We start from the raw sequence: 22,496 nt of genomic DNA, 5'->3' as shown, positions 1-22,496 counted from the left end.
GCCTACGCCCAGGCCAACGTCGGCCTCCACAAGACCCTCGGCTGACCCGCACCGCCACACCAGGGGCGAGGCGCAACGTTCCTTCAATGCGCTCGCCGCCGGACACGACGTGGGCGGAAGCCGACACTTTTACCAGGTCCGCCCGCCTTGCCGGACTGTTTCGCAGATATCCGCGTGCGCTGTACAGCGGCGCCTCTACCGTCCAGCCCGAATGCTGATCACGGGGGTGACGGAAGGGGCTGTCGAGTGGGGCGGGATCTGGGTCTGGACGGGGTGGTGGACCACTTCACCCTGTCCGGCGACGAGGCGGGCTGGTTACGGAACAAGACCGGGGCCACGAGGCTGGGCTTCGCCGTTCAGCTCAAGTTTTTGACCTGGCGCGGCCGGTTCCCCAAGATGCGCCTGGAACTGCCGCCCGACGCGGTCGAGCACGTCGCCAAACAGGTGGGCGTCGCCGCGTCCGAGCTGGGGTTCTACGACTTCACCTCCCGCGCCGCGAAGCGGCACCGCAGCGAACTACGGGATCTGACCGGGTGGCACGAGTGCAGCCTGACCGACCAGGTCAAGCTCATCTCGCAGCTGGTGGACGTGATCTGGCACGACGAACGCCGCGAGGAACAGGTACGCGCCGAGCTGCTGCGGCAGATGCGCATGGACCTGATCGAGCCGCCGACCGCGGCCCAGGTCGACGCAATCATCCGGTCCGCGCTGTACCAGGCCGACGAGCGGGCCGTCGCCGAGGTCGCCGAACGCCTCGCCCGGAAAGAGGACTGTCCCCGCCGCCTGGACGCGCTGGTCTTCACCGACCCGACCCCCGACAGTGCACAGGACGACGACACCGAGACCGTGGACGGCGACGGCGACGGCGACGGCGCGGAGGACGAGGACGATGTGGAGTCGGTGCTCTCCGACATCAAGGCTCATCCCGGCAACGTCAGCCTCAACTCGCTGCTGGACGAGATCTCCAAGCTTAAGCAGGTCCGCGCCGTCGGCGTCCCGGCCAGCGTGTTCGCCGGCATCGGCGTACAGGTCATCAACGCCTGGAGGGCCAGAGCATCGGCCGCCTCCCCGAGCCACCTGCGGCGCTTCGACGCCCCCGTGCGCCGCGTCCTGCTCGCAGCCCTGCTGTTCCAGCGTCAGCGGGAGATCACCGACACCCTGGTGGAGCTGCTGAACTCCACCGTGCACCGCATCAACGCGCGGGCGGAGAAGAAGGTGACCGAGGCGTTCGTCGCCGAGTTCACCAAGGTCCGCGGCAAGTCCGGGCTCCTCGGGAAGATCGCGGCAGCCTCGCTTGCCGCCCCGGACGGCTCGGTCCGCTCCGTGGTGTACCCGGCGGCCGGCGGGGAGAAGACCCTCAAGGATTTGGTCGCCGAGATGAAGGCGACCAACGCGGAGTTCGCCCGCAACAAGCGGGAGGTGTTCAAGTCCTCCTACAGCAACCACTACCGCAGCGGGCTGATGAAGCTCCTCGGCGTGCTCGACTTCCGCTCCTCCAACGACCAGCACAAGCCCGTCATGGACGCGCTGAAGCTGATCGAACGGCACAAGGACTCCTCCACCACCTACCTACCGCTCGGCGAGACTATCCCGCTCGACGGCGTCGTACGCAAGGACTGGATGGAATTCGCGATCTTCACCCCCGACAAGGGACCCAAGCGCGTCATGCGCACCGTGTACGAGGCATGCGTCTTCCAGGCCCTGCGCGACCGACTGCGCTGCAAGGAGATCTGGGTGGTCGGCGCCGACAAGTGGCGCAACCCCGACGACGACCTGCCCGACGACTTCGAGATGAGGCGCGCGGAGTACTACGAGAAGCTCAACAAGCCGCGCGACGCGAAGCTGTTCACCGCCCAGCTGAAGGCCGAGATGCGCGCCGAACTCGGCGCCCTGGACACCAAGCTCCCCAAGCTCCCCTGGGTCACGATCAGCGGCAAGCACCGAGGCGGCGCGATCAAGTTCACCGAGCCCGAACCGCAGAAGGAACCCAAGAACCTGCGCAAGCTCAAGAAAGCGATCCGCAAGAAGTGGGGCACCGTCGCCCTCATCGACATCCTCAAGGAAGCCGCCCTGCGCACCGGGATGCTCAAGGCCCTCGCCCCGGTGGGCACCCGCGAGGCGATCGACGAGGCGAAGCTCCTGGAACGCCTCCTCCTGATCGCGTACGCATACGGCACCAACTCCGGAATCAGCTCGGTCGCGGCCGGCGAGCACGGGCACAGCGAGGAAGAGCTCCGCTACACTGCCCGCCGCTACCTGACCGCCGTCGGTCTCAAGGCCGCCGGTGTCGAGATCGCGAATACCACCTTCGCGGCCCGCTCCGAGGCCGTGTGGGGGCAGGGCACCACCACGGTGGCCTCGGACTCCACGCACTTCAAAGCCTGGGACCGCAACATCTTCACCGAGTGGCACTCCCGGTATGGGGGCCGCGGGGTGCTCGTGTACTGGCACATCGAAAAAGGGTCGATGGCGATCCACAGCCAGCTTCTGAACTGCACCGCCTCCGAGGTCGCCGCCGCGATCGAGGGCATGATGCGGCACGCCACCACCATGCAGGCCGAGGGCAACTACGTAGACTCGCATGGCCAGTCGGAAATCGGGTTTGGGCTGACCAGGCTCCTGGGCTACGACCTGCTGCCCCGCATCAAACAGATCAACAAGGTCAAGTTGTACCGGCCCGGCCGGGAGGACGAAGACACCTACGAGCGGCTGTCCGACGCGATGACCCGCCCAATCCGCTGGGACGTCATCGAGAACAACTACGACCAGCTCATCAAGTACGCCACCGCGATCCGGGTCGGCACCGCCTCCACCGAGGCGATCCTGCGGCGCTTCACCCGCACCGCCTCCCATCCCGTCTACCAGGCCATGCTCGAAGTCGGCCGCGCGCAGAAGACCATCTTCGTCGCCCGCTACCTGCGCGACCGCGACCTTCAGCGCGAGATCCAGGAAGGGCTGAACGTCGTCGAGGGCTGGAACGGCGCCAACGACATCATCTTCTTCGGCAAGAGCGGCGAACTGAGCAGCAACCGCCGTGACCAGCAGGAACTATCTGTCCTTGCGCTCCATCTCCTGCAGACGGCGCTCGTCTTCGTCAATACCCTGATGATCCAGGAGATGCTCGCCGACCCGGAGTGGGCGAACCTCCTGACTGACGAGGACAAGCGGGCCCTGACCCCGCTGTTCTGGATGCACATCCAGCCCTACGGCGAGGTGCGACTCAACATGGGCAGCCGCCTCCAACTCGCCCAGCCCGTACCCCAGGAACCGGACCCCGAGCCGGTCGCCGCGTAGCCCGGCACCGCCAGAGCCCGAGAGGACCCCGGCCACGGCCGGAGTCCTCTTCTGCGTAGAGCGTCTTCGATCCAAAAGTTACTGGCAGGTTACTTGTCACCTTGTTCGCCACTCGTTAACGGCACCCCGTGTACGACGGCACCGTCCTGCTCATGTCCACGGCCGACGCCCCGGACACCGTGATCGCCCGCGCTGACACCTGCGGGTTCACCACCGAGCCGTGGGACGTGACCGCGTACCGCGCCAGCATCACCAGCACGGAGGTGTGGCTGCGCATCCTCAACGCTGAGCACGGCGACCACCTCATCGACGTCTGCCCCTTCTGGGCCCAGCGCCCCGCCGCGATCACGTTCACCGCGGGCGGGCACACGGCGGCGTTCCCGGCGATCGCCTGCCCGACCGCACCAGCCGACCGCCGCCCGTAGCGCAGCCGCGCACGGCATTCGAGCGCGGGTGCTGCATGCGAGCCTCGCCGAAGGGTGAGAGCGCGCTGTTCCCCGGCAGGCGCCGGCCGGACAGAACTACGCTGGCACGGTGACTCTCTTGGCTCCCCAGATTGCCCATCTGCCCGTCGATCCGTCGTTGATTAGCCTCGCTTACCACCACGAACACCCCGTCCAGGCGTACGAGTTCGAGAACACGCTGGAGGTGTGGAAGGTGTCCGCCCGGATCGACGCGGACGTCCTGGCGGAGGACCTGGCCGCCTACAGCGACATGGATCAGGAGTCGCTGGACGCGGTGCAGGATGTCACGGTGGGCAGGATGTCGTTCGTGCGGGTGCGGATGTTCGGCCTGTTGACTGAACTAATTTGACTGTTTTCGCAGGTCAGTGACCTATTGAGTGGTCGGCCGTTAACTAGGGGCATCAGTCAGTCGGAATATCCGATCCCCGACCCCGAGAAGCTCGTCCGAGCCGTCTCCCTGACCCGACTTGAGGCAGTTCGCGAAGGAAGCGGGATCGGCAGGGGACGCCAGCCGAGAAACGCCAGTGGGCCCCAGCGATTGCCGTCGCCTGGGGCCCACTTGAGCGTCATCAAACGATGTGCACGCGCTCCAAGTTGCCGTCCTTGTCACGCAGAAGTACTTCCTTGCCGTTCTCCATCTCCTCGGCAAGAAAGGCGTAGACCTGCACAGCGCGATTGATGGTGTCCGTCTTGGACAGTCCCGTGATCCTCATCAAGACAGCGACGGCCTGCACGGCAGTCGCGATCAAGGTCACGGTGAAGCGCTCGTTCTCGCGCACGGCTTGAAGGCCCGTTGGACGAGTCACGAAGATCTTCCTCTCTTTCTCTCCCCCCGGTCTTTCCTCTGTCGCCTTCCTGTCTGCCTCAGTCAGTCTCCTGATCTTCGTCCGAGCAGCGCCAACCACTCTGGGACGACCTCCATCATTGCACGAACGAACCAATCGTGCACCAGTTAGGTGCATGATGCGCACCACAATTTCACGCGAGGGGTGAGTTTCGGGTCGGACAAGAGTATGCTCGTCCCCAGGAGCGGCATCGGCGCCGCGCCACCGACACCGAGAGGGGTTCTTTATGTGCTACTCGCCTGCACTCACCGTCGATCGCCAGAGGGGCGCGCCCTAACTAGGGGGCGCCCCTCGATCGCGTGGTGAGTCCCGCGACAAGCGGCAGCCCGCGGGCGCATGTGCCCGATTTGGCCGCTTAGCGCATTGATCGAATCCGACGGGCACACCAGTGCCCGGTTCGGTCTCTGGGACGAAAGGAACCACCACCCGTGTCGGACGTCGCAATCCCGGCAGAGTTGCCGGAGGACGAGGGCGAACAGCCCACAGACCAAGCCGAGGTCCAAATCTGGACCACCAAGGATGATCAGCCGGAGGAGCCCACCGAGGGCGCCTGGGTGAACCTCAAGATCGAGAAGCTGGGTGCGGAAGTCGGGATGCAAGTCCCGTCCGAGCACGCCGGCGAGCTGATCAGCATCTCACCCCTGATGCTAGGAATGCTTATCTCGGTCGCCGGACCGATCCTCCTGCTGGAGTCCATTGCGGACCTGGAGATGCCCTGGGGAGCGAAGTTCGCCCTGGCGGTCATCCTGGCGGTCATACCGATCGCCTACGTGCTCCTCCGCAACCGGCGCGACGAGGCCTAAGCCTCAAGCGCGCATCCCCCGCTCCTACCCAAGAACGTGCGCCACCAGTGCCGGGCTCTTCATCCAGAGCCCGGCATTTTTCCGTTTCCCGATCTCGTAGTTCAGAGAAGGCCCGGACCATCCCTTCGAGGCGATGGATTCCTACACCGGGGACGTCTCCCGCATCGGCGAGGTTGTGCTGGACGTTGCTGACGGCCGATGGGAGCCGGCCTTCGAGGCCGCGCTCGCGCACCCCGTCGGTGACCTGCTCGTCATGGACCGGGTCATCCTGGAACCACCGTGGCGCGGGCTGGGCCTGGGCTCGGTACTGGCAGGTGCCGCTATCCGCCGGCTCTCGCAGGATTGTGTCGCGGTGGCGTGCGAGCCCGGATCTGCCGACGGCCGCGAGTTGACCGAAGAACAGCATCGCGAAGCCGCCGCCAAATTGGGCCGCGTATGGGAGCGGATCGGCTTCGAGCCCTTCCAGGAGGGTGTGCACATCCTGGACTGCCACCTGCAGCGGCCCCAGGATCTCCTTGCCGAACGCCAGGAGGAGTTCAACGCACTGTGCCGCGCCTGGCGGGACCACCACCGACCGTAGGGCTCACGATTCAGTCTTCGGCTCCACCTTGATCTTGGGCGGCACGCCAGTGGTGATGTCCCACGTCGGGTCGGCCACCTCCAGAAACTCGCCGACGACCGCCAAGTCGACCCGGCCGGGCGATGCGATCTGCCTGGCCCACGTGGGCCAGGCAGGCGTCGTGCCCAGGTATTTCGCCGGCGAGGCGCTGGTACGCCTGGTCGCTGATCTGGTGGTAGTCCCGCCACGACCGGGGAGCGCGCGGCGTACCTCCAGCTGGAGGCCGACGCGAAGTGGACGGTACGCAGCCGGAGACCACCTACGGTCACCATCAGGCTGGACACCCCAGCGAACTCACGACAGTTGAATAGGCGAGCCCACCAGTAGCCCCCGATCATGTCCCGATCCGGATACTCCACCGGGTGCGGCCGCCGCTGCTGCTACGGTCCGGCGCCATGAACACTGACGACTGGACGGCGCTCAGCGCCATTGCTGCCGCGGTCGGGGTGGTGGTCACCGCGGTCATGGCGTACTGGACGACCCGCAAAGCGGCGGCGGCCGCCGCGGACTCGGCTGACACCGCGCGAGAGGTGGCGAAGATCGAACGCGACCGCTGGCACCGCGAGCTGACTCCTGAGCTGACCTTCAGTCTGATCCGCGTGGGCCCTAGCCGTCTGAGGCTCACCACCACACTCGACGGCCCGGTCGGCCTGGATCACCTCGACACGATCACCCTCACGGTGCGCGACGAAGCCGGACGGGATCACTCAGCCAGACCGCACTACGACGAAGCAATGCGTACGGAGCTGTCCTCGGTGATCTGGGGGGCCGCCCGATTCAGCCCCGGGGTCGACGGGGTTGCCGCGCCCGGCCGCAAGAGCATTATCCGGAGCCTGGAGCGCGGCAACTTCGTGTACCGGCAGATGGATAACTCCGAGCCGCCGAGCTGGTTTCAGGACCCGGGAGACTGGGTGGACGGGTACTGGGACACGAAACTGCGCCTGCACGCGGTCTGCGAAGTGGAGGGGTATAAACCCTGGATCGTCGTTGCCGAGGTCGAGAACCCGGGGATGGAGTACATCTCCGACGGCTCAGACGAGATGGAAATTCCGGAGCAGTACCGCTGAATCACGGCTGCCCGGGGTCGAGGCCCCAGCGGCCCCAGCGGCGCCGGAGGATCCCGGCTGCAGGCGCCTGACCTGCGGCGGGGGGAAGGCGCCTCAGACAAGACGCCGATTCCGTGTCACGGTCGGAGCATGGACAACGTGCAGCGGATCTACCGCCGAACAGAGAAGAACCTCATCCCCCGCCGACCGTGCCCCGACTGCGGAACACCCGTCCGGGCCGTGTGGCGGGAGCATCCCGGCTTCAGTGCCGACATCAACCCCCAAGGCGACGCCATCTGGCGCTGCCTGGGCGAGCAATGCTTCACCGGCAGAGTCGGCTTCTGACAGCAGCGCACCCAGTCCGGGGTTCTACGTCGGACGGGGTGCAGCAAACCCGACTTGGCTTGTGTCGGATAGTCAGACCAGCTTAATCGCCGCCACTGACAACGCCGGGGCGCCGCGTCGACAGGCGGTACTCGCCGCTCGGCCCCTGAGGCTCGCGCGTTGGGGGCACGAGCCGGAGCGGGATCTCGTTGCGGTGGTGCCGCATGATCTGCCGTAGCGCGCGGTCACGGGACGGGTACGGGCGGACGCTCATGCGGCCAGCCTGCCAGACGATCACTCGTCGTCCGACCAGGTCGTCAACACGGCGCCAATCTCCTCGTCGACGAGGGTGACGCGGGCGTTGGGGCCTTTGCTGAGGCCGATCCACTCGGTGAATTTGCCGCGGGCCGTGGACTCGACTGCCCACCAGCCGTGCATGGTCGGACGGCCGACGGAGGTGAGGGTGACGTGGAAGCGGTCACGGTCCGGGATCATCGCTCCAGCCCTCCTTGTCTGTGTACACCCGCAGCGGCAGGCCCATCTCGGCCGTCACCTCTCGGACGTCGGCGAGGATTCCCTCCCACGTGGTCGGCCCGCGCCACGGTCCCATGACCGCCAGAGAATCATCGCGGCACAGGTCCACCCAGCGCGGCCCCGCCTCGGGGAAGACGATGACGCGCGCCGTCCGGCAGTCCTCCTCTTTGCCGCAGGCCGAGCAGGGCCGCAGGTGCAGGCCGGCGTAGCGCGCCCTGGTCTGTGCACGGTCGGGGTCGGCTGGCCCGGGGTCCAGGAGGGTGGGGTCGACGGAGTGGGCGGCGAGTAGCTGGTCGACGGTTGTGCTGTCCACCTGGTCTCCTCTGCCCCTCAGGATGCACGCGGCACCCTACCTTCTATAATCGAACACGTGAACGACTTCCCGCCGGATCTGCCCCGCCTCCGCACCCTGGAGACGTGGCTGCAGCTGAACCTCGATCGAGTCCGGCGGCAGATCACCGACGCCGAGAAGCGGGAAGCCGAACAGCAGTACGGCGTCGAGCACCGGCCGCCCGCCCCGGACTGGATGCTGGAGCTCAGCCTCGGCGGCCGACACCCCATCCAGGTCCACGCAGGCGGATGCGACATGGCAGGTAAGCGGCCACGAGGCGTGTCACGGGAGGCAGCCCTACGGGCACTCGTAGAAGGTGTCGCAGCATGCGGCCACTGCCGACCGGACAGCGAGTTGGGGTTCCTCGACGGTTAGGCGCTCTTCGACTTCCGGGCCGTCTTCTTCGCCGTGGCCTTCTTGACCGGCTGCTTCTTCGCGGTCTTCTTCGGCATGTCGTGGACGTCGGCGTCCTCGCCGCGGGAGGCTTTCGCCTTGGAGACGGATTCGGTGAGCGCGGCCATCAGGTCGAGTACCTGGCCCGGCTGCTCGGCCGGCTCCGGCATCTCGGGCAGGGCGCGGTCTTCGCGCTTCGCGTCGATGACCTTCGCGAGGGCTTCGGTGTACGCGTCTTGGAACTCGTCGCCTTCGAGGTCGTCGCGGGTCATCCGCTCGATCAGCTTGACCGCCTCGTCGATCTCCTGGTCTGAGACGTCGGCGGTCGGCGGATCGACGGCGGCCGGGTCGCGGACTTCGTCAGGCCAGCGCATCGCATGCAGGACGATCACGTCCTCGCGGACCCGCAGCAGGCCCAGGCGTTCCCGGCCCGACCAGGCGTATTTGGCGATGGCGACCTTCGATGACCGGCCGAGCGCCTGGCGCAGCAGCTTGTACGGTTTCGCGGCGACCTGCCCGTCGGGGACGAGGTAGTAGCCCTCGCCGATCCGGATCGGGTCGATGGCGTCGAGCGGCACGAACGCTTGGATCTCGATGGCCTTCGCCGTCGGCAGCGGCAGGTTGCTCAGCTCGGCGTCCGAGATGGGGATGACGTTGTCCTTCGACACCTCGTAGCCCTTGCCGATCTCCGACTGGGTGACCTCCCGGTCCTCCAGGTCGCACACCTTCCGCACCCGCACGCGACCCATGTCCTCCAGGTGGTACTGGTGGAACTGGATGCTGCGGTTCTCGGTAGCGCTCGCGACGTGGATGGGAACGGTGACCTTCTCTGAACTAAACAACGGTGAGCCCGGCCGCAGGCTGCGCATTTGCTAGTTCGGCTCGGCGGCCTCGGTAGCCCGCCTGGCGGCGGTGCTCCTGCCCTCGCGTTCCTGGGCGAAGGCCGGGCTGAGTTCACCTATCACTTCGGCCATGGTGAAAGGCTCGCCGCACCCTTCACAGACGGTGCCGCTCAGGCCCACCTCGCGACCGCATGTCTTGTGGAGGTGATGAACGGCGATCCCTTCCCCGGGCTCCTTGCACCATGTCTCACCCCAGGCCCGCAGGGCGAGGAGCACTGAGGCGAAGGCTTCGCCCTTGGCGGTGAGGTGGTACTCGTAGCGGCGGGGCCTCTCGCTGTACGCACGCCGTTCGAGCATGCCGTCGGCCTCCAGCCGCTTGAGGCGGTTGGTCAGCATCTGCGGCGAAGCCAGGGTCTGGACCTCCAGCGAGTCGAAGCGACGGTTGCCCATCGTCAGCTCCCGCATGATCACGAGCGTCCAGCGGTCCCCGATCACCGCGCTCGAACGCGCGATGGGGCACTGCGTGCTCGTGATCTCCGACCAGCCGCCCATACCGACATCCTCCTCGTGAACTCGTTCCGTCTCCATCATCGCAGAGATCCACTGAGATGCTATGGAAAATAGAGTTGGTAGCTATGTTTTTTTGAGTTACGGTGTGGATGAGCCGAGCGAGCGTTCACGGCACAAGACGTGGACCCCTTGGCACCACCGAAGGGACGACTCATGACCGACACGCAGTACGACCCGGCACACACAGGGCTGCTCCTGATGGACCCCTACAACGACTTCCTCTCCGAAGGGGGGAAGCTGTGGCCCCTGGTCGAAGAGGTCGCCACCGAGGTCGGCCTGCTCGACAACCTGCGCGCGGTGACCGCCGCTGCACGTGCGGCCGGCATCCAGGTCTTCGTCGTCCCGCACCGCCGCTGGCGCGAGGGCAACTACGCGAACTGGAACTTCCTCACCGCGGACCAGACCGGCGGCAACCAGAACCGGGTCTTCGAAGACGGAGCCTGGGGCGGCGACTGGCACCCGGACTTCGCTCCCCAGGAGAACGACGTCGTCGTCCATGAGCACTGGGGACAGAGCGGCTTCGCCAACACCGATCTCGACCTCCAGCTCAAGAAGCACGGCATCACCCACGTGGTGACCGTCGGCATGCTGGCCAACACCTGCATCGAGTCCACCAGCCGCTACGCCATGGAGCTGGGCTACCACGTGACCCTGGTACGCGGAGCGACCGCCGCATGGACCCGGGAAATGCTGCACGCGGCCCACGATCTGAACGGCCCGAGCTACGCCCACGCCATCGTGAGCGCCGACGAGATCGTCACCGCGTTCAAGGGGGCACGCGTCTGACGTTCACCACAGAACCGCCCAACAGGGGCGACGCCCAGCACGAGACTCCGCTCTTCGCCGTCGGCATGGCGCGCCATGTGAGCACCGTGCGCAGTGCGTCTTTCCCCGGAGACGGGGCCTCAGAAGGAGTTCACACCACTCGTGGATTCATCGATCACCACGCGTGGTGGGGATGCCCAGGTCCACGGCCCTAGGCTGCCCGTGGCTCCGATCGAGCTGGCGGAGCTTCTCCTCGGCGCCAGCCAGGCTGACCTGGAGGCCTTCGACCTCGCCGAGCCAGCCTTCCATCTCGGCTTCAGCGATACGGGCGATCAAGTTGTCGCGGATCTCGGCGAGCCGTGGCCGTTGGGCCGGGTCGGGTCGCAGGAGCGAGCATCTGACGCAGGCGTGTTCGTGGATGCAGGCGGTGCCGTAGGCGCGGGCGCAGGTGCCGACCGAGAGTTTGCGGCGTTCGAAGTGGCCGAGGAAGTCTTCCCATTCCGCGTCGGTGGGGGTGCGGTACTCCTCAGCCGGGCGCAGTGCTCGGCGGCGCGAGATGAAGGCTCGGTGGGCCTCGATGGTCTCGGCGGGGTAGATGGCGTGATAGCCCATGGTGGTGTTGATGTTGGCGTGACCGGCGATGGCCTGGGCGATGTGGGGCGGCAGGCCGGATCGGATGGCGTCGGTGATGAACATGCGGCGGAAGTCGTGCGGGGTGAAGGTCAACGGTTGGCCGACAGAGTCGGTGAGGCCGATGAAGGCCAGGACCTCGTCCAGCGTTCGGCGGATGAGTTCGCCGCTCATGCGCGAGTTCTCACCGCCGCGGTCGCACTGGAACAGCAACGGTGCCGGCGGGTTCCAGGTGCGTTCCGCGTAGTCGTAGGCGGCGACGAGCGGAATCGTGCCGTCGTGGGGGGCGCGGACACGACGGATGATCGTGGACAGGACGTCGGCCAGTTCGGGGCTGACGAGCAGGACTCGTTCTTGGTCCGTCTTGGATGGAGCGATCTGCAGCAGGGGGACGATCTCGCCGGTGGTGGGTAGCCGGTACTGGATCAGCGCGTGGTGGCTGACCTCCAGCATCTCCTCGATGCGGGCACCGGTGTGGCGCAGGAACTCGACCGAGGCCCAGGCCCAGAACGCGCGTTGCTCGGCCAGGTCGAAGTGGAGAAGATTCCCGCCGGCGTCCCGGGCGGCGGCGCTGTCGCCGTTCGTGGTGCGGACGAACATCGCATCGCGGATACGGACTGCCGCCGCATATCGCCCAAGTCATTGCCGGTCACGGCAATATCAACACCACGATGGGCTATGCCGCGATCTATCCGAAGGACGCCATCGAAGCGCACCAGGCCTTCATTGCCCGCCGGCGTGCGATCCGGCCGTCCGAGGAATACCGGGCAGTCACACCAGACGAGTGGCGAGAGTTCCTCGGCCACTTTGAGCGGCGCAAACTCTCCCTCGGAGACTGCGGACGTGCATACGGAACGGACTGCATCCACGAGCACGCATGTGTTCGTTGTCCAGTCCTCATTGTCTCTCCAGCCGAGAAACCTAGGCTTGTTGAGATTCGCGACAACTTGATCGCCCGCATCGCAGAAGCTGAACGGGAGGGCTGGCTCGGCGAAGTCGAAGGCCTATCCACCAGCCTCGCTGCGGCTGAAGAGAAGATCGCCCAAATCAACGCACGGCAGGAGCGGCGAGACTCGCCAGTCTTTCTCGGCATCCCTGGGATCGCCGAGGTCGCAGGTCGCTGCACGCTCTCATGACGGAACCGAGCAAAAAAGAGGCCGAGTATGGCGGGGGCCAGCCCGCCATACTCGGCACTCCATGATCAGGTGATACCTCCAAGTCCCCCGTTGCTCGCAATCTTCACTATCTCCTCTGCGATCTTTATCCCATAGTAGATCGTTGTCGCAATCACGGCGGCGACCGGTCCATGGACTCGAAGACGGGTAGATGCCCGCTTCCACCTTCCTCCGGACTGGCCCGCGCAGTGGTTAGGACAGGATCTCTTTGGGCAGGAGTCGCAACTGATAGGTTCTTGCATGGAAGATCTCCTCTGCACGAGGTTCAAAAAAGATCTCCAACGGTGGGTCGCTCGGCCAGGAGCGGCCCACCGCCGGTTTTGCCCGCTAGGGCGACCAGTGCGTGCGTCACTCGATGATTCCCAGACGCGGTGAAAATCACCCCGCCGAGTTCCTTCCCTTAGGTGATTGCAGAGCGTCGCCTATTGCCTACGCAGTGCATGAAAACCGCTATTTCAGGAAGGGGCCATCTGGACGCTTCCAGACCCTACCTGGGGCCCTCTCTCTTGAAACCACTTGACCACAAAGATGAGCGGCAGTGGCCGATCATGATTTCGGTCCGAAAGTCCGCGCGGCCGACCCCTCCGTTACGGATCAGAGAAGCCGACAGTCAGTTGCGGAGAGGGCCCAGCGGCCAGCATTCGCTTAGTTCAGAGAAGGCCCGGACCATCCATGGGAGGCGATGGACTCCTACACCGGCGATGTCTCCCGTATCGGCGAGGTGGTGCTGGACGTCGCTGCCGGCCAGTGGGAGCCGGCCTTCGAGGCCGCGCTCGCGCACCCCGTCGGTGACCTGCTCGTCATGAACCGGGTCATCCTGGAACCACCGTGGCGCGGACTGGGCCTGGCCCCGGTACTGGCGGGTGCCGCCATCCGCCGCCTCTCGCAGGACTGTGTCGCGGTGGCGTGCGAGCCCGGATCTGCCGACGGCCGCGAGCTGACCGCAGAACAGCATCGCGAAGCCGCCGCCAAACTCGGCCGTGTATGGGAGCGGATCGGCTTCGAGCCCTTCCAGGACGGCGTGCACATCCTGGACTGCCACCTGCAGCGGCCCCAGGACCTCCTCGCCGAACGGCAGGAGGAGTTCAACGCACTGTGCAGCGCCTGGCGGGAACAGCACCGGCCGTAGGGGCGCACGATTCAGCCCGGCACGTCAGCCCGGTCGTTGAGATCTGTCGCTGCAGGCTGGAGCCGTCCGGTTACGCTGCTTGCCCCGCGGATGCCGGGGCGCCAGTGCTTCGGCGTCGTGGCTGGCTCCGCCATCGGAGGCGGCCCGGGCGCGCGTGTCCTCGGACAGCAGCGGCGTACCGTGCGCGTAGGCCCTGGCCACGATGTCGGGGATGGGGCCACAAACGCGACGAGCGGCCCGCACACGCAGAGCGGCGAGGGCAGCGTTGGTGCCACCACCAATCGCAGCGCCAAACGTGACCGATCCGCTCGCCGGCCAGGCCGAGGCAGAGCTGATCGCGGAGTTCACCGCGCTTCACGGAGCGCTCCCCTTCGCCAACCGCAACCGGGGCTCCTGGCCCGGTCCGCGGCCGTAGCGGCGGCCGGATGCGGGCCTCAACACCGGAGCACGGTCCAGTTGCGCTTGCTGTCCAAGGGGCTGTGACGTGCTGGGCTGGGCGCGAGGCGGGGCAGGAGGCCTCGAGCCTACGTCGGCGGCTGTCACTCTCAGCTCTCGGATTGGGCGATGCGGGTGACGTGTTCGGGGCCCGGGTGGTCGACGCCGGGGACCATGGGGTTTTCGTAGTCGAACTCGACCTTGCCGAAGGAGTCGGTGGTGATGGGCGGCGGGTCGTTGTCGGCGATGATCAGTTGCAGGCGTTCCCCGTATGCGTCGGACAGGGTCCTGAACCTGCTGTAGATCTCGGCAGCGCGTTGGCGGTCAGAGGGGTTGTTGCCGAAGGCCTTGCGCGGTGAGTCGATCACGAGGAGGGAGGGGACCAGGACGTCGGCGTGGTCGAGCCCGGAGGTGAGGAGGGTGAGGTGGTAGGCGAGGTTGACGGAGGTGGCGAGGCCGCCCCCGGAGGCTTGCAGGCTCTCGAAGGGCTGTCCGTTGACGATGGGCAGGTAGCTGTCACGGTCGATGACGGCCGTCTCGACCCAGGGGAGGTTCCAGCCTGTGAGCAGCTGGCCGAAGTCGGTGCTGAGGTCGCCCAGCAGTGACTGGCTGGCCTTGAGCCGTTCGGACTTCTCTTTGATGTCCTTGTTGACTTGCCGGCGCTCGGCTTTGATCGAGCGGATGTCCGCGTCGATGGCGCGCACCCGGGCCCAGGATTCCCGCAAGTGGGTGATGGCATCGATGCTGGCTTTGAGTGCGGCGACGCGGGAACTGGCCTCGGCGATGGCGTCGAAACGCGGGGCGACCGCGTCGCGGGTCTGGGCGTCGAGTTCCCGGCGCAGGCTGCTGATGACGAAGCTGAGCTGCTGCGCTCGGTCCTGGGCGGTCTGCAGATGGGCCTCGTCGGCCTCCTGAATGTGCTGTGCGTCCTCCAGTTGCTGCTGGAGGGCGGTGCGTGTCTCCTCGATGGCGGCCGGGTCGATGTCGGCCTCGGATGGGTCGGGCTGGAGGCAGACGAGGCAGTGGTCCTCGTCGACGGGGCGGGCGGCCAGGGACTGCATGCACCGCGGGCAGACGACGAACTCGAAGGGGGAGAGTTGATCGATGGCTGTTGCCGAGCGGGCGAGACGGGAGAGGTCGAGCTGGACCTGGGCGACGACAGCCCTTCGCGCCTCGACAAGGTCGGCGGCCGCCGATACTTCTTCTTCGGCCTGCCGGGCGGTGCGGATGGCAGCCTGGAGTTCGTCGCGCAGCGCGGTGTCGGCGGCAGTCTGTTCCTCGAGCTCGGTACGGAGGCTGATGAGGGCGGCATCGGCCCGGCCCAGGGTGTCGCGCAGCTGGGTGAGTTCGGCCCGCAGCTCGTCGTCGCTGCGGGGGTCGGAGGCCGCCAGGAAGGCGCTGACGTTCTTGTGTTCGGCGACTCTGGCGTTCAGCCTCTCCAAGAGCTGGATGCGGGTGCGCTTGAGTTCCATGAGAGCGCTGTCCGTGAGCCCGAACATCAGGCGGAAGAGCTCTTTGCGCTTGGGCTCGAACCAACGCTCCAGGTGGCCGACAACCTCGCGGTCGATCTCGCGGGCCTGGAGATAGATGTAGGCGTACAGGTCGTTGAAGGTGAGGTTCTGCGGCCGGGCTGCGCCCTCTCGCCGTGCGGCGATCTGTTCGCGTGGGAAGCCGAGTGCATCCAGCAGGTAGTCGGAGAGCGTGGCGGCACCCTCGGAGGCGCGCACAGGCAGGGACCGCTCCAGGGCGAGGGAGCGGGGGTCCAGGAGATCCACGGTGTCGGCGGTGTCTCCGTCGATGGTCCGCCTGAGGACGACATGTTCGTCGCCGGCCACGACCTCGGCCTGGACGGACAGCACGTGCTGGCGGACCGCGGGGGTGAGCATGGCGCTGCCGCCGAGGGCGTGCTTGAAGAGCATCAGCAGGCTGGACTTGCCGGTGCCGATGGGGCCCGTGATCACTGTGGCCGGCCGGTCGAAGCGGTAGGTCTGCTCCGCCTGGGCAGTCGTGACGGTCAGGGAGACGATGCGCAGATGGACGGCCATGTCAGATCTCCGTCCGCCAGGGCCGGTCAACGGCGTCGGGCAGGCGGTCGTAGATGAGGTTCTTCAAGGCCGATCCAGACTTGTTGAAGTGCCGCTTGAGCAGCTTGATCCGGCTGTCGACGACCGCCCACTCCGGCGTTGCGGCCAGACTGGCCGCGGCAGCGGCGCCCTGCGGGGTGGCACGGAATTCGGCGCGGGCGCTGCCGCTGTAGATGATCAGGCCTCGGGCGGCGAGCGAGCCGAGGATGCTGTAGTACCGCTGGTCCCAGGGCCCGTACTTGTAGCGGGTCATGCGGCTCTCGACCGCGAGGCGCTCGGGCGGTGTCGGCGCCGTTCCCTCCGGCCACGACGCCTCGCCCTCGGGCAGGAGACGCTCCAGCATCCCCGGATAGCGCAGCAGGAAGTCGAGTTTGGCGAGCTTGGTCAGCCCCGCGAGCCCGGCCTTGGGGGTCGTGAACTGCGCGATGAGCAGAAGGATGCGGGCCTCGTGGTAGTGACCCTCGCGCTGCTCGGCTTGCCGGCGCTGAGCCCGCATCCGCGCTGCGGCGGTCTCGAAGTCGGCGCTGTGCGTCATGAGGCTTCCTCGTCCGCGTCGAACGGCTCAGAGAAGAAGAAGTGGCACTCGTCGCACAACTGGTAGGCCAGACCCTGCAGGTGCAGGTGGTTGAGCTGGAACGGCGGAGGCGAAGGCAGAGCATCGACCTTGAGCCGCTCGGCCAACAGGTCGTTCATCTTGATGCCGAACTCGCTGCCCTCGGCCACCTGCGCGCGTGCATGGCGCCGGCAGTCGAAGGCCATCGCCAGCACATCCGTGGACAGGTTCAGCAGGTCGGTCTCGTCCCCGGCCAGGCCGGAGCGCCGCTCGGACCAGGTCGTGTACCACGCGGACCGCAGCCGCTCGGCGAACGCCGCCTCGTCGGAGGGCACGCGACCCCGGCGCAGCTTGCGGCGGAGCTTGGCACCTCCCGGTGCCACCGCGGGCGCCTGGCCGCGAGGGAACGTGGGCAGCGGAACCGACGTGAACACGATTTCGCGGCGGATGATGTCACGGGTGATTCTGCGTCGGCCGATGCGCTGCTGCATCTGCGTGCTGTGCCGGACCCTGCTCGGGTCGGCGATGTACACGGCCAGTTGGCCGCGGTCGCTCTCGTCCCGGTTGGCGCGCTCGATCCGGTCCACGATGGCCCGGTAACTGTTCTCAAGATCCACATGAGCCAGCTTCAGCGCTTCCACCGCAGGAGCCAGAAGGCGCTGGATGTTGACGTCGGTGATGTTCTCGCGGTGCGGTGGCTTGCAGGAAATCTCCAGGACCGCGAGGAAGCGTACGACCTTGTCCACGAAGCCTTCGGGTATCTGGATGTCCGCGGCCTTCTTGCACACGGGGGTGTCCGGGACGTTGGGATAGGGCTGCTTCCAGCGGACTTTGAGCATATGGCGTGCAATGTCCTCCGCCATGTCGGCCAGCCCGGTCGTGACTTCCGGATCCGGGCCGCACATGCGGGCCAGGACGCCGGCATTGCCCCTGCCCGGCTTCAGCGCCGCGTTTGTCGCCAGTCTCAGACGGACGTTGGCGGCACACTCGCACGCGCACCAGCGGTCGAAGAGATGGGTCAGGCCGCCGCTCTTGCACAACTCCGCGAGCGTCCACGGGCCCTGGGTCCCTTCGCGATGCTTGACCGACACCAGTTCCACCGAACCGTCGGTCCATGTCACGACGAAGTCCTCGTGCCACTCGCAGACGACGGAGTCGATGGCGTCCTGCGTGAGCATGGCCAGGCAGTCCCGTGCAGCTACCTCCGCCTGATACCGGTACCGGCCCAGCGTGTCCGAGCCGCTGTCCTCCTCCGGAGTGAGGTCGAAGATGGTGAGCTCTGAAGCGTTCGGACCGTCTGGTTCAAAGGGCCGCCCGACGCCTTCGGCCCCATCACCCGTGCCCACCGTACTGACCATCGACGTCCCCCGCTCCGGCCCCGCATGAGAGCACGCTCCCCGCGCGTAGCGACGGCAGGGGCTTGAAGATCTCTACCGGTATCACACTCCAGCATCAACATGTAACTATGCGTCGCGAAACAAGCTGGTGAGACTGCCCCCCAGGCGGCACGCCCCGCCAGCACCCCACCCCGGGGCCACCCGAACGAGCTCAGCAAGTACACCGTGGGCCACGCTGCTGCGGTCGGGGCGACTCGCTGGCAGACGAGGCCTCGCCCACGCTGTTCAGCCCCGCCGACGCGATCCAGCCCTGGCTCGCTGCCCGAACGCACGCAGGCCTGGAGGCGAAGCCGGGGCACGGGATCAGCGAACTCCGATCGGGATGATGATCGCGGCCATGGCGGCCACGGTGGCGATGCCCACGGCCAGCGGCCCGCGTGCGGCGGGATGGCGGTAGGCCACGTACGCGAGGGCGCCGGGTACGAGGACGAAGGCCAGGCCGAGCAGGACGAGGACGAGCAGGGCGAGCGTGGACACAGCAGGGGTCTCCCGTGAGATCAGGGCATGCGGATCTCGCATGCAGCGTGGAGCGTGGACCGCGCTCACCCCTTGTGTCGCAGGGTGAAGGGCGGGCAGGGCCGGGGGAGTGTGCGGGTACAGGGGGTTGGCCGCGCAAGTCTGGACGGCCATATGAGTGGTGGCGGCGCTCGTACGGCTCTTGGATGCACTCTGAGCTGCACGTTCGACGGGGAGATGCAGAGGGCATTCAGGGCTCTGGCTGGGCTGGGCCAGCCGCGGGACCCGTCGGCGCGGGACGCGGCTGCAGCGGAGTGCGCGCCGGTGATCCGGCCGCAGCAAAGGGTTTCTGATCCGTGATCAGGCCACCGAGGGAGCGGGGCGGCACTTCGCTGCGCGGCGCCCCTGCTCGGCGGCGAGCCGTTTGGCTTTGCGGCGCACCCGTTCGCCGAACGCGATCGGGTCGGTAGCACCGACGACGGCCGCCGCCTCGGTCCAGGTGGTGCCCTCGCCCTTGGCGTACGCGTACAGCACCGTGCGCTCCGACGTGGTCAGCTCGGCAAGCACGGCGTTGAGCCGCTCGTCCTCGAACACCCCGCCCGCCGTGTGCGCCAGGCAGTCGACGTCGGTGGCGACGAGGTCGTATAGCGACAGCCCGCCGAGGTCGGCGTCCAGAGAGAGGACTCGCCCGCGCCGCGTTCCCTGCTGCCACAGCGGCACCAGGTCGCGGTGCAGCCTGCGGCTCTCCGCTCTCAGCGCGCCGAGCGCGGTGGCCGGCAGCTGACCGGTGTTCCACAACGGCTCGCACCAGTCGCCGAGAAGGGCGGTGGAGATGGCCTCCCGCCACCGCTCGCCGCGACGGAGTACCAGCACCTTGGAGGCAACGTGGTCGATGACACGGACCTGCTGGGGGGCGGGAGCGTGCGGCCTGTCGAGCGCGCTGTCATGCCGTTGGCAAGAGCCCGGACCAGAAGGGCCGTCACAAGGTCCGGTGGATCGAGCGGCTCCAACTTCCCGAACCGGGCGGAGGGTCCATAGTGCTCTTGCACCCAGGCATGGTCTTTTAGCCTGATGCCGTCCGGGGTGGTGGTGACGATTGCAGGATCATCTCCGATGCGCCGTCCGGGGACGGCGACAACCAACTCGTCGGACGGTTCCGGGTTCGAGTGGATCACTGCCTGCTGCTCCTTGCGTCGTTGGACGGCGGTCAGGGCCCAGTCCAGCTGGTTGTTCCAGAGGGCTTCCCAGGCCGCTACTTCGAAGCGGGCTGCCTTGCGCAGTTCACCGGCGCTCGGGGCCACGGTGCGCGTGTATGTGTCGCGGTCGGCGACGATGTCGCTGTCGACGTCGGCCCAGTCCTGGCCGTGCTCCCTGAAGACGGCGAGGTTGTCGAGCATCTCGCTGGAAGAAGTGTTGAGGCTGTTGCGCCGTCCGAACTCGACTTCGGCGCGGACTTCAGGATGCAGGGAAGCCTGAACGTCAAGGCCGGACAGGTAGGAGGTCAGGGACCGGCCCAGGACGATGACGGCCGCCCAGTCCTTGTTGTTGCGGGTTGCACGGCCTGAACCCTGCACGATGCGAGCGCGGATGCGTTCCTGCAGCACCTCCAGGGCGCCAAGAGATTCGTGCAGGAACCGTTCCTGCAAGTCTCCTCTGGCGGGCAGGCCGGCCAGGACGACCAGGCGGCAGTCGTCGTCGGGCAGGTCGATGCCGTCGTAGCGGTTGGTGAGGAGAAGGACTGCCTTGTCCCTGGAGGTGAAGGCGGTCAGGTCGTCCTCGACGTCGCCGGCCTTCAAGACGGAATGCGTCTTCGGCAGGTGGCGCGCGGCGAAGGCCTCCGCGGTGCGGCCGTCCGGTGTCAGAACGACGGCCCGGCCTGCGGTATCGATGATGCCGGATACGAAGGCGGGCACGTTCTTCGGAGCTGCCGACAGGTCGTTGGTGAGTTCGGGGAAGAGGAAGAAACGCCGCCCCGTGCCTTCTTTGTCCCACCCCTTGGGGACTGGGATCCGCGCGATCTTCTTCCGTCCGAAGGAGCGCTCCAGTTCACCGCCGTCGCCGAGGGTGGCACTCATGTAGATGCGCCGGGCAGGATCGCTGAAGGTGTGGGGGTTCATGGCCCGCTGGGCTGCGGCCGGGATTGTCGGCCAGATCCGTGACCATCTCGCTGGCCGGATCCGCCGCGACATCGGCAAGGGCCCCCGAGCCGTGGCGACCGTTATCGACTCCCAGAGCGTGAAGGCGGCTGAGACCGTCTCCAAGGCCACCCGCGGCTACGACGCGGGGAAGAAGATCAACGGGCGCAAGCGCCACCTGGTCGTTGACACCCGAGGTCTGCCCCTCATGGTCATGGTCACCCCCGCCGACCTGCACGACGCCGCGGCCGCGAAGGAAGTCCTCTTCCGCCTCCGCCTGATGCACCCCGAGATCACCATCGTCTGGGCCGACTCCGCCTACGCCGGCAAGCTCGTCGACTGGGCGAAAGAGCACCTCAACCTCACCATCAAGCCGGTCAGCCGTCCCAAGGACGCCTCCGGCTTCGTCGTGCTGCCCCGCCGCTGGGTCGTCGAGAGGTCACTCGCTTGGATGATGCACGCTCGCCGACATGCGCGCGACTACGAACGGCTCATCCAGCACTCCGAGGCCCTGATCACCTGGGCCGCCATCACCCTCATGACCCGCCGTCTCGCCCGGAAAGGCGCCACCCCCAGCTGGCCCAGGAAGCCTCAGCTCTCTTCCTGACCCTGTGATTTCCCAGACGGCAGGGGCCGGATCAGCGAGCGAAGGACCGTGTCATGGCGGATGGTTCGCAAGGCGAGCAACTCGATCTGGCTGGGCGAGACCGGCCAGACGCGTCATCCGCGCAGTACGCGTGCTGGAGTCCAGGGCCCAGCGTCCAGATGAGCTGCGATGCGCGCGATCGTCCCGATGTTGTCCTCGAACAGGTGCGCCTGCATGCCCGCCGCCTGGGCGGCCTCAACGTTGGCTGCGACATCGTCCACGAAGAGACAGCTCTCCGGCCCCACCTCCAAGCTGGCGCAAGCAGCTTCGAAGGCACGCAGGTCAGGCTTCTCAATGCCGATCTCGTGCGAGTAGACGATCTGCTCAACCAGTTCGTCGAAGTGGTACAGCGCAGTCTCCCGTTCCCGAGCCCCGACGAAGCTGTTGCTCAGGATGCCCAGTCTGCATCGTCCCTGCAGCCCCCGCACATAGGCGATGAGTTCCTCGTTCGGCGTTCCCAGATACTCCGCCCAAAGGTCAGCCATGAAGGCTTCGAGCTGGTGAACGTCGAGGCCCAAGCGTGATGCCACTTCCCGGTGCACGTCGTGTTCGCTGATGCTCCCGACGCTTCCAGCACGCCACACGTCGCGCATCCGCTCATTCACGGTGCCCAGCGGCAGCTCCAACTGCTCTTCCCACCGTTGCACCACTCCGGTTTCCGGTGTGATCTCCAGTACGCCACCGATGTCGAGAATGATGCAGGTCGTGGTCACGCGAACTCCCCCTCTTCGTCCCGCCTGGCCAGCGAGCGCACTCCTGTGATCTACGGAGACACTGTTGTCCTTCCCTTGGGGGCAAGGTCAAGCAATCTTGGAACCTGTGACAGCCCTGTCGCGAGCCGCTGACACGATTCGGCCGCATCAGCAGGTGCCATCAAAGTGACGCGACGAACGATCGCAGCAGCACCGGGGATCAGAAACACGCACTAAGCTTGTTCTTTTTCTTCCGGCCTCGAACGGTGTCTCGTACTGAGTCGCTCACCTGGGGGTTTGCCGGACGTGGGGGCGGCCTTCGTCTGATCCTGTG

At 66.8% G+C, this 22,496-nt stretch carries 24 protein-coding genes and 1 pseudogene; 12 read left to right on the top strand and 13 right to left on the bottom strand.

Going from position 1 to position 22,496, the window contains the following annotated elements; all coding sequences use genetic code 11:
• Positions 1-246 precede the first annotated feature (246 nt).
• From KUM49_RS08120 to KUM49_RS08110, 3 genes are all read left to right on the top strand, one after another.
• The gene (locus KUM49_RS08120) at positions 247-3,294 is read left to right on the top strand and encodes a Tn3 family transposase (protein WP_217236039.1); all 3,048 of its coding nucleotides are present in this window, start codon (positions 247-249) and stop codon (positions 3,292-3,294) included.
• Between the two features lie 128 nt (positions 3,295-3,422).
• The gene (locus KUM49_RS08115; RefSeq protein ID WP_217236038.1) at positions 3,423-3,719 is read left to right on the top strand and encodes a hypothetical protein; all 297 of its coding nucleotides are present in this window, start codon (positions 3,423-3,425) and stop codon (positions 3,717-3,719) included.
• 109 nt (positions 3,720-3,828) lie between these two features.
• Positions 3,829-4,107, top strand: coding sequence for a hypothetical protein (locus KUM49_RS08110; RefSeq protein ID WP_217236037.1), 279 nt, complete (start codon positions 3,829-3,831; stop codon positions 4,105-4,107).
• 220 nt (positions 4,108-4,327) lie between these two features.
• Here the strand turns inward: KUM49_RS08110 and KUM49_RS08105 are convergent, their stop codons facing one another.
• Positions 4,328-4,537, bottom strand: coding sequence for a hypothetical protein (locus KUM49_RS08105; protein ID WP_217236036.1), 210 nt, complete (start codon positions 4,535-4,537; stop codon positions 4,328-4,330).
• A 494-nt stretch (positions 4,538-5,031) separates the two neighbouring features.
• On the opposite strand from KUM49_RS08105, the gene KUM49_RS08100 reads away from it, so the two are divergent.
• From KUM49_RS08100 to KUM49_RS08085, 4 genes are all read left to right on the top strand, one after another.
• Entirely contained in the window at positions 5,032-5,406 is a 375-nt protein-coding gene (locus KUM49_RS08100; RefSeq protein WP_217236035.1) for a hypothetical protein, read from the top strand.
• A gap of 133 nt (positions 5,407-5,539) precedes the next feature.
• Positions 5,540-5,986: a hypothetical protein gene (locus KUM49_RS48110; RefSeq protein ID WP_254400918.1), complete on the top strand. Its 447-nt coding sequence runs from the start codon at positions 5,540-5,542 to the stop codon at positions 5,984-5,986.
• A 434-nt stretch (positions 5,987-6,420) separates the two neighbouring features.
• Positions 6,421-7,092 (top strand): hypothetical protein, encoded by a 672-nt coding sequence (locus tag KUM49_RS08090; protein WP_217236034.1) that lies wholly within the window; start codon positions 6,421-6,423, stop codon positions 7,090-7,092.
• Between the two features lie 129 nt (positions 7,093-7,221).
• Entirely contained in the window at positions 7,222-7,416 is a 195-nt protein-coding gene (locus tag KUM49_RS08085) for a hypothetical protein (RefSeq protein ID WP_217236033.1), read from the top strand.
• Positions 7,417-7,689: 273 nt separating this feature from the next.
• Here KUM49_RS08085 and KUM49_RS08080 read toward each other — a convergent pair whose 3' ends face one another.
• The gene (locus KUM49_RS08080; protein WP_217236032.1) at positions 7,690-7,890 is read right to left on the bottom strand and encodes a hypothetical protein; all 201 of its coding nucleotides are present in this window, start codon (positions 7,888-7,890) and stop codon (positions 7,690-7,692) included.
• Positions 7,874-8,242 carry a hypothetical protein gene (locus KUM49_RS08075; protein WP_217236031.1) on the bottom strand — a complete coding sequence of 123 codons (369 nt, stop codon included), beginning with the start codon at positions 8,240-8,242 and terminating at the stop codon, positions 7,874-7,876. Before KUM49_RS08075 ends, KUM49_RS08080 begins: the two co-directional genes overlap by 17 nt.
• Before the next feature lie 57 nt (positions 8,243-8,299).
• Here KUM49_RS08075 and KUM49_RS08070 point away from each other — a divergent pair, with 57 nt between their 5' ends.
• Positions 8,300-8,635, top strand: coding sequence for a DUF6233 domain-containing protein (locus tag KUM49_RS08070; protein ID WP_217236030.1), 336 nt, complete (start codon positions 8,300-8,302; stop codon positions 8,633-8,635).
• Here KUM49_RS08070 and KUM49_RS08065 read toward each other — a convergent pair.
• Together KUM49_RS08065 and KUM49_RS08060 are read right to left on the bottom strand one after the other, a co-directional pair.
• Positions 8,632-9,522 (bottom strand): Ku protein, encoded by an 891-nt coding sequence (locus KUM49_RS08065; protein ID WP_217236029.1) that lies wholly within the window; start codon positions 9,520-9,522, stop codon positions 8,632-8,634. The genes KUM49_RS08070 and KUM49_RS08065 overlap by 4 nt on opposite strands.
• Before the next feature lie 3 nt (positions 9,523-9,525).
• Positions 9,526-10,086: a helix-turn-helix domain-containing protein gene (locus tag KUM49_RS08060; protein ID WP_217236028.1), complete on the bottom strand. Its 561-nt coding sequence runs from the start codon at positions 10,084-10,086 to the stop codon at positions 9,526-9,528.
• A 132-nt stretch (positions 10,087-10,218) separates the two neighbouring features.
• On the opposite strand from KUM49_RS08060, the gene KUM49_RS08055 reads away from it, so the two are divergent.
• On the top strand, positions 10,219-10,851 hold the full coding sequence (locus KUM49_RS08055) for a cysteine hydrolase family protein (protein WP_217236027.1): 633 nt from the start codon (positions 10,219-10,221) through the stop codon (positions 10,849-10,851).
• Between the two features lie 147 nt (positions 10,852-10,998).
• Here the strand turns inward: KUM49_RS08055 and KUM49_RS08050 are convergent, their stop codons facing one another.
• The gene (locus tag KUM49_RS08050) at positions 10,999-12,060 is read right to left on the bottom strand and encodes a site-specific integrase (protein WP_217236026.1); all 1,062 of its coding nucleotides are present in this window, start codon (positions 12,058-12,060) and stop codon (positions 10,999-11,001) included.
• A gap of 71 nt (positions 12,061-12,131) precedes the next feature.
• Between KUM49_RS08050 and KUM49_RS08045 the strand changes: the two genes are divergently transcribed.
• Positions 12,132-12,596, top strand: a complete 465-nt coding sequence (locus KUM49_RS08045; RefSeq protein WP_254400917.1) for an integrase — start codon at positions 12,132-12,134, stop codon at positions 12,594-12,596.
• 721 nt (positions 12,597-13,317) lie between these two features.
• Entirely contained in the window at positions 13,318-13,764 is a 447-nt protein-coding gene (locus KUM49_RS48105; RefSeq protein WP_254400916.1) for a hypothetical protein, read from the top strand.
• Positions 13,765-14,309: 545 nt separating this feature from the next.
• On the opposite strand, the gene KUM49_RS08035 is transcribed toward KUM49_RS48105, so the two are convergent.
• From KUM49_RS08035 to KUM49_RS08010, 6 genes are all read right to left on the bottom strand, one after another.
• Positions 14,310-16,244 carry an ATP-binding protein gene (locus KUM49_RS08035; protein WP_217236025.1) on the bottom strand — a complete coding sequence of 645 codons (1,935 nt, stop codon included), beginning with the start codon at positions 16,242-16,244 and terminating at the stop codon, positions 14,310-14,312.
• 1 nt (position 16,245) lies between these two features.
• A complete protein-coding gene (locus KUM49_RS08030) occupies positions 16,246-16,818 on the bottom strand; it encodes a hypothetical protein (protein WP_217236024.1) in 573 nt (190 codons plus the stop codon).
• Positions 16,815-18,194 (bottom strand): dsDNA nuclease domain-containing protein, encoded by a 1,380-nt coding sequence (locus KUM49_RS08025; RefSeq protein ID WP_217236023.1) that lies wholly within the window; start codon positions 18,192-18,194, stop codon positions 16,815-16,817. The genes KUM49_RS08030 and KUM49_RS08025 overlap by 4 nt, the downstream gene beginning before the upstream one ends.
• Before the next feature lie 342 nt (positions 18,195-18,536).
• Positions 18,537-18,752: a hypothetical protein gene (locus KUM49_RS08020; protein WP_217236022.1), complete on the bottom strand. Its 216-nt coding sequence runs from the start codon at positions 18,750-18,752 to the stop codon at positions 18,537-18,539.
• A gap of 297 nt (positions 18,753-19,049) precedes the next feature.
• A complete protein-coding gene (locus tag KUM49_RS08015; RefSeq protein ID WP_217236021.1) occupies positions 19,050-19,487 on the bottom strand; it encodes a hypothetical protein in 438 nt (145 codons plus the stop codon).
• A complete protein-coding gene (locus KUM49_RS08010; protein ID WP_254400922.1) occupies positions 19,442-20,764 on the bottom strand; it encodes a helicase C-terminal domain-containing protein in 1,323 nt (440 codons plus the stop codon). Before KUM49_RS08010 ends, KUM49_RS08015 begins: the two co-directional genes overlap by 46 nt.
• A 28-nt stretch (positions 20,765-20,792) precedes the next feature.
• Between KUM49_RS08010 and KUM49_RS08005 the strand changes: the two are divergent.
• Positions 20,793-21,546, top strand: a pseudogene (locus KUM49_RS08005) (IS5 family transposase); the annotation flags it as partial.
• Here the strand turns inward: KUM49_RS08005 and KUM49_RS08000 are convergent.
• Positions 21,545-22,183 (bottom strand): HAD-IA family hydrolase, encoded by a 639-nt coding sequence (locus KUM49_RS08000; RefSeq protein ID WP_217236019.1) that lies wholly within the window; start codon positions 22,181-22,183, stop codon positions 21,545-21,547. The pseudogene KUM49_RS08005 and the gene KUM49_RS08000 overlap by 2 nt on opposite strands.
• Positions 22,184-22,496 lie beyond the last annotated feature (313 nt).

This window comes from Streptomyces sp. AC555_RSS877 (assembly GCF_019049245.1).
Taxonomy (GTDB): Bacteria; Actinomycetota; Actinomycetes; order Streptomycetales; family Streptomycetaceae; genus Streptomyces.
This window is presented reverse-complemented; position numbering and strand designations above follow the sequence as displayed.

What these genes read in the sequence shown, in the direction of transcription:
- KUM49_RS08020 (WP_217236022.1), bottom strand. Translation starts at nt 18,752, where the DNA reads ATGCGAGATCCGCATGCCCTGATCTCACGGGAGACCCCTGCTGTGTCC.
- KUM49_RS08080 (WP_217236032.1), bottom strand. Translation starts at nt 7,890, where the DNA reads ATGATCCCGGACCGTGACCGCTTCCACGTCACCCTCACCTCCGTCGGC.
- KUM49_RS08065 (WP_217236029.1), bottom strand. Translation starts at nt 9,522, where the DNA reads ATGCGCAGCCTGCGGCCGGGCTCACCGTTGTTTAGTTCAGAGAAGGTC.
- KUM49_RS08010 (WP_254400922.1), bottom strand. Translation starts at nt 20,764, where the DNA reads ATGAGTGCCACCCTCGGCGACGGCGGTGAACTGGAGCGCTCCTTCGGA.
- KUM49_RS08085 (WP_217236033.1), top strand. Translation starts at nt 7,222, where the DNA reads ATGGACAACGTGCAGCGGATCTACCGCCGAACAGAGAAGAACCTCATC.
- KUM49_RS08055 (WP_217236027.1), top strand. Translation starts at nt 10,219, where the DNA reads ATGACCGACACGCAGTACGACCCGGCACACACAGGGCTGCTCCTGATG.
- KUM49_RS48110 (WP_254400918.1), top strand. Translation starts at nt 5,540, where the DNA reads ATGGATTCCTACACCGGGGACGTCTCCCGCATCGGCGAGGTTGTGCTG.
- KUM49_RS08050 (WP_217236026.1), bottom strand. Translation starts at nt 12,060, where the DNA reads ATGTTCGTCCGCACCACGAACGGCGACAGCGCCGCCGCCCGGGACGCC.
- KUM49_RS08060 (WP_217236028.1), bottom strand. Translation starts at nt 10,086, where the DNA reads ATGATGGAGACGGAACGAGTTCACGAGGAGGATGTCGGTATGGGCGGC.
- KUM49_RS08090 (WP_217236034.1), top strand. Translation starts at nt 6,421, where the DNA reads ATGAACACTGACGACTGGACGGCGCTCAGCGCCATTGCTGCCGCGGTC.
- KUM49_RS08035 (WP_217236025.1), bottom strand. Translation starts at nt 16,244, where the DNA reads ATGGCCGTCCATCTGCGCATCGTCTCCCTGACCGTCACGACTGCCCAG.
- KUM49_RS48105 (WP_254400916.1), top strand. Translation starts at nt 13,318, where the DNA reads ATGGACTCCTACACCGGCGATGTCTCCCGTATCGGCGAGGTGGTGCTG.
- KUM49_RS08045 (WP_254400917.1), top strand. Translation starts at nt 12,132, where the DNA reads ATGGGCTATGCCGCGATCTATCCGAAGGACGCCATCGAAGCGCACCAG.
- KUM49_RS08025 (WP_217236023.1), bottom strand. Translation starts at nt 18,194, where the DNA reads ATGGTCAGTACGGTGGGCACGGGTGATGGGGCCGAAGGCGTCGGGCGG.
- KUM49_RS08030 (WP_217236024.1), bottom strand. Translation starts at nt 16,818, where the DNA reads ATGACGCACAGCGCCGACTTCGAGACCGCCGCAGCGCGGATGCGGGCT.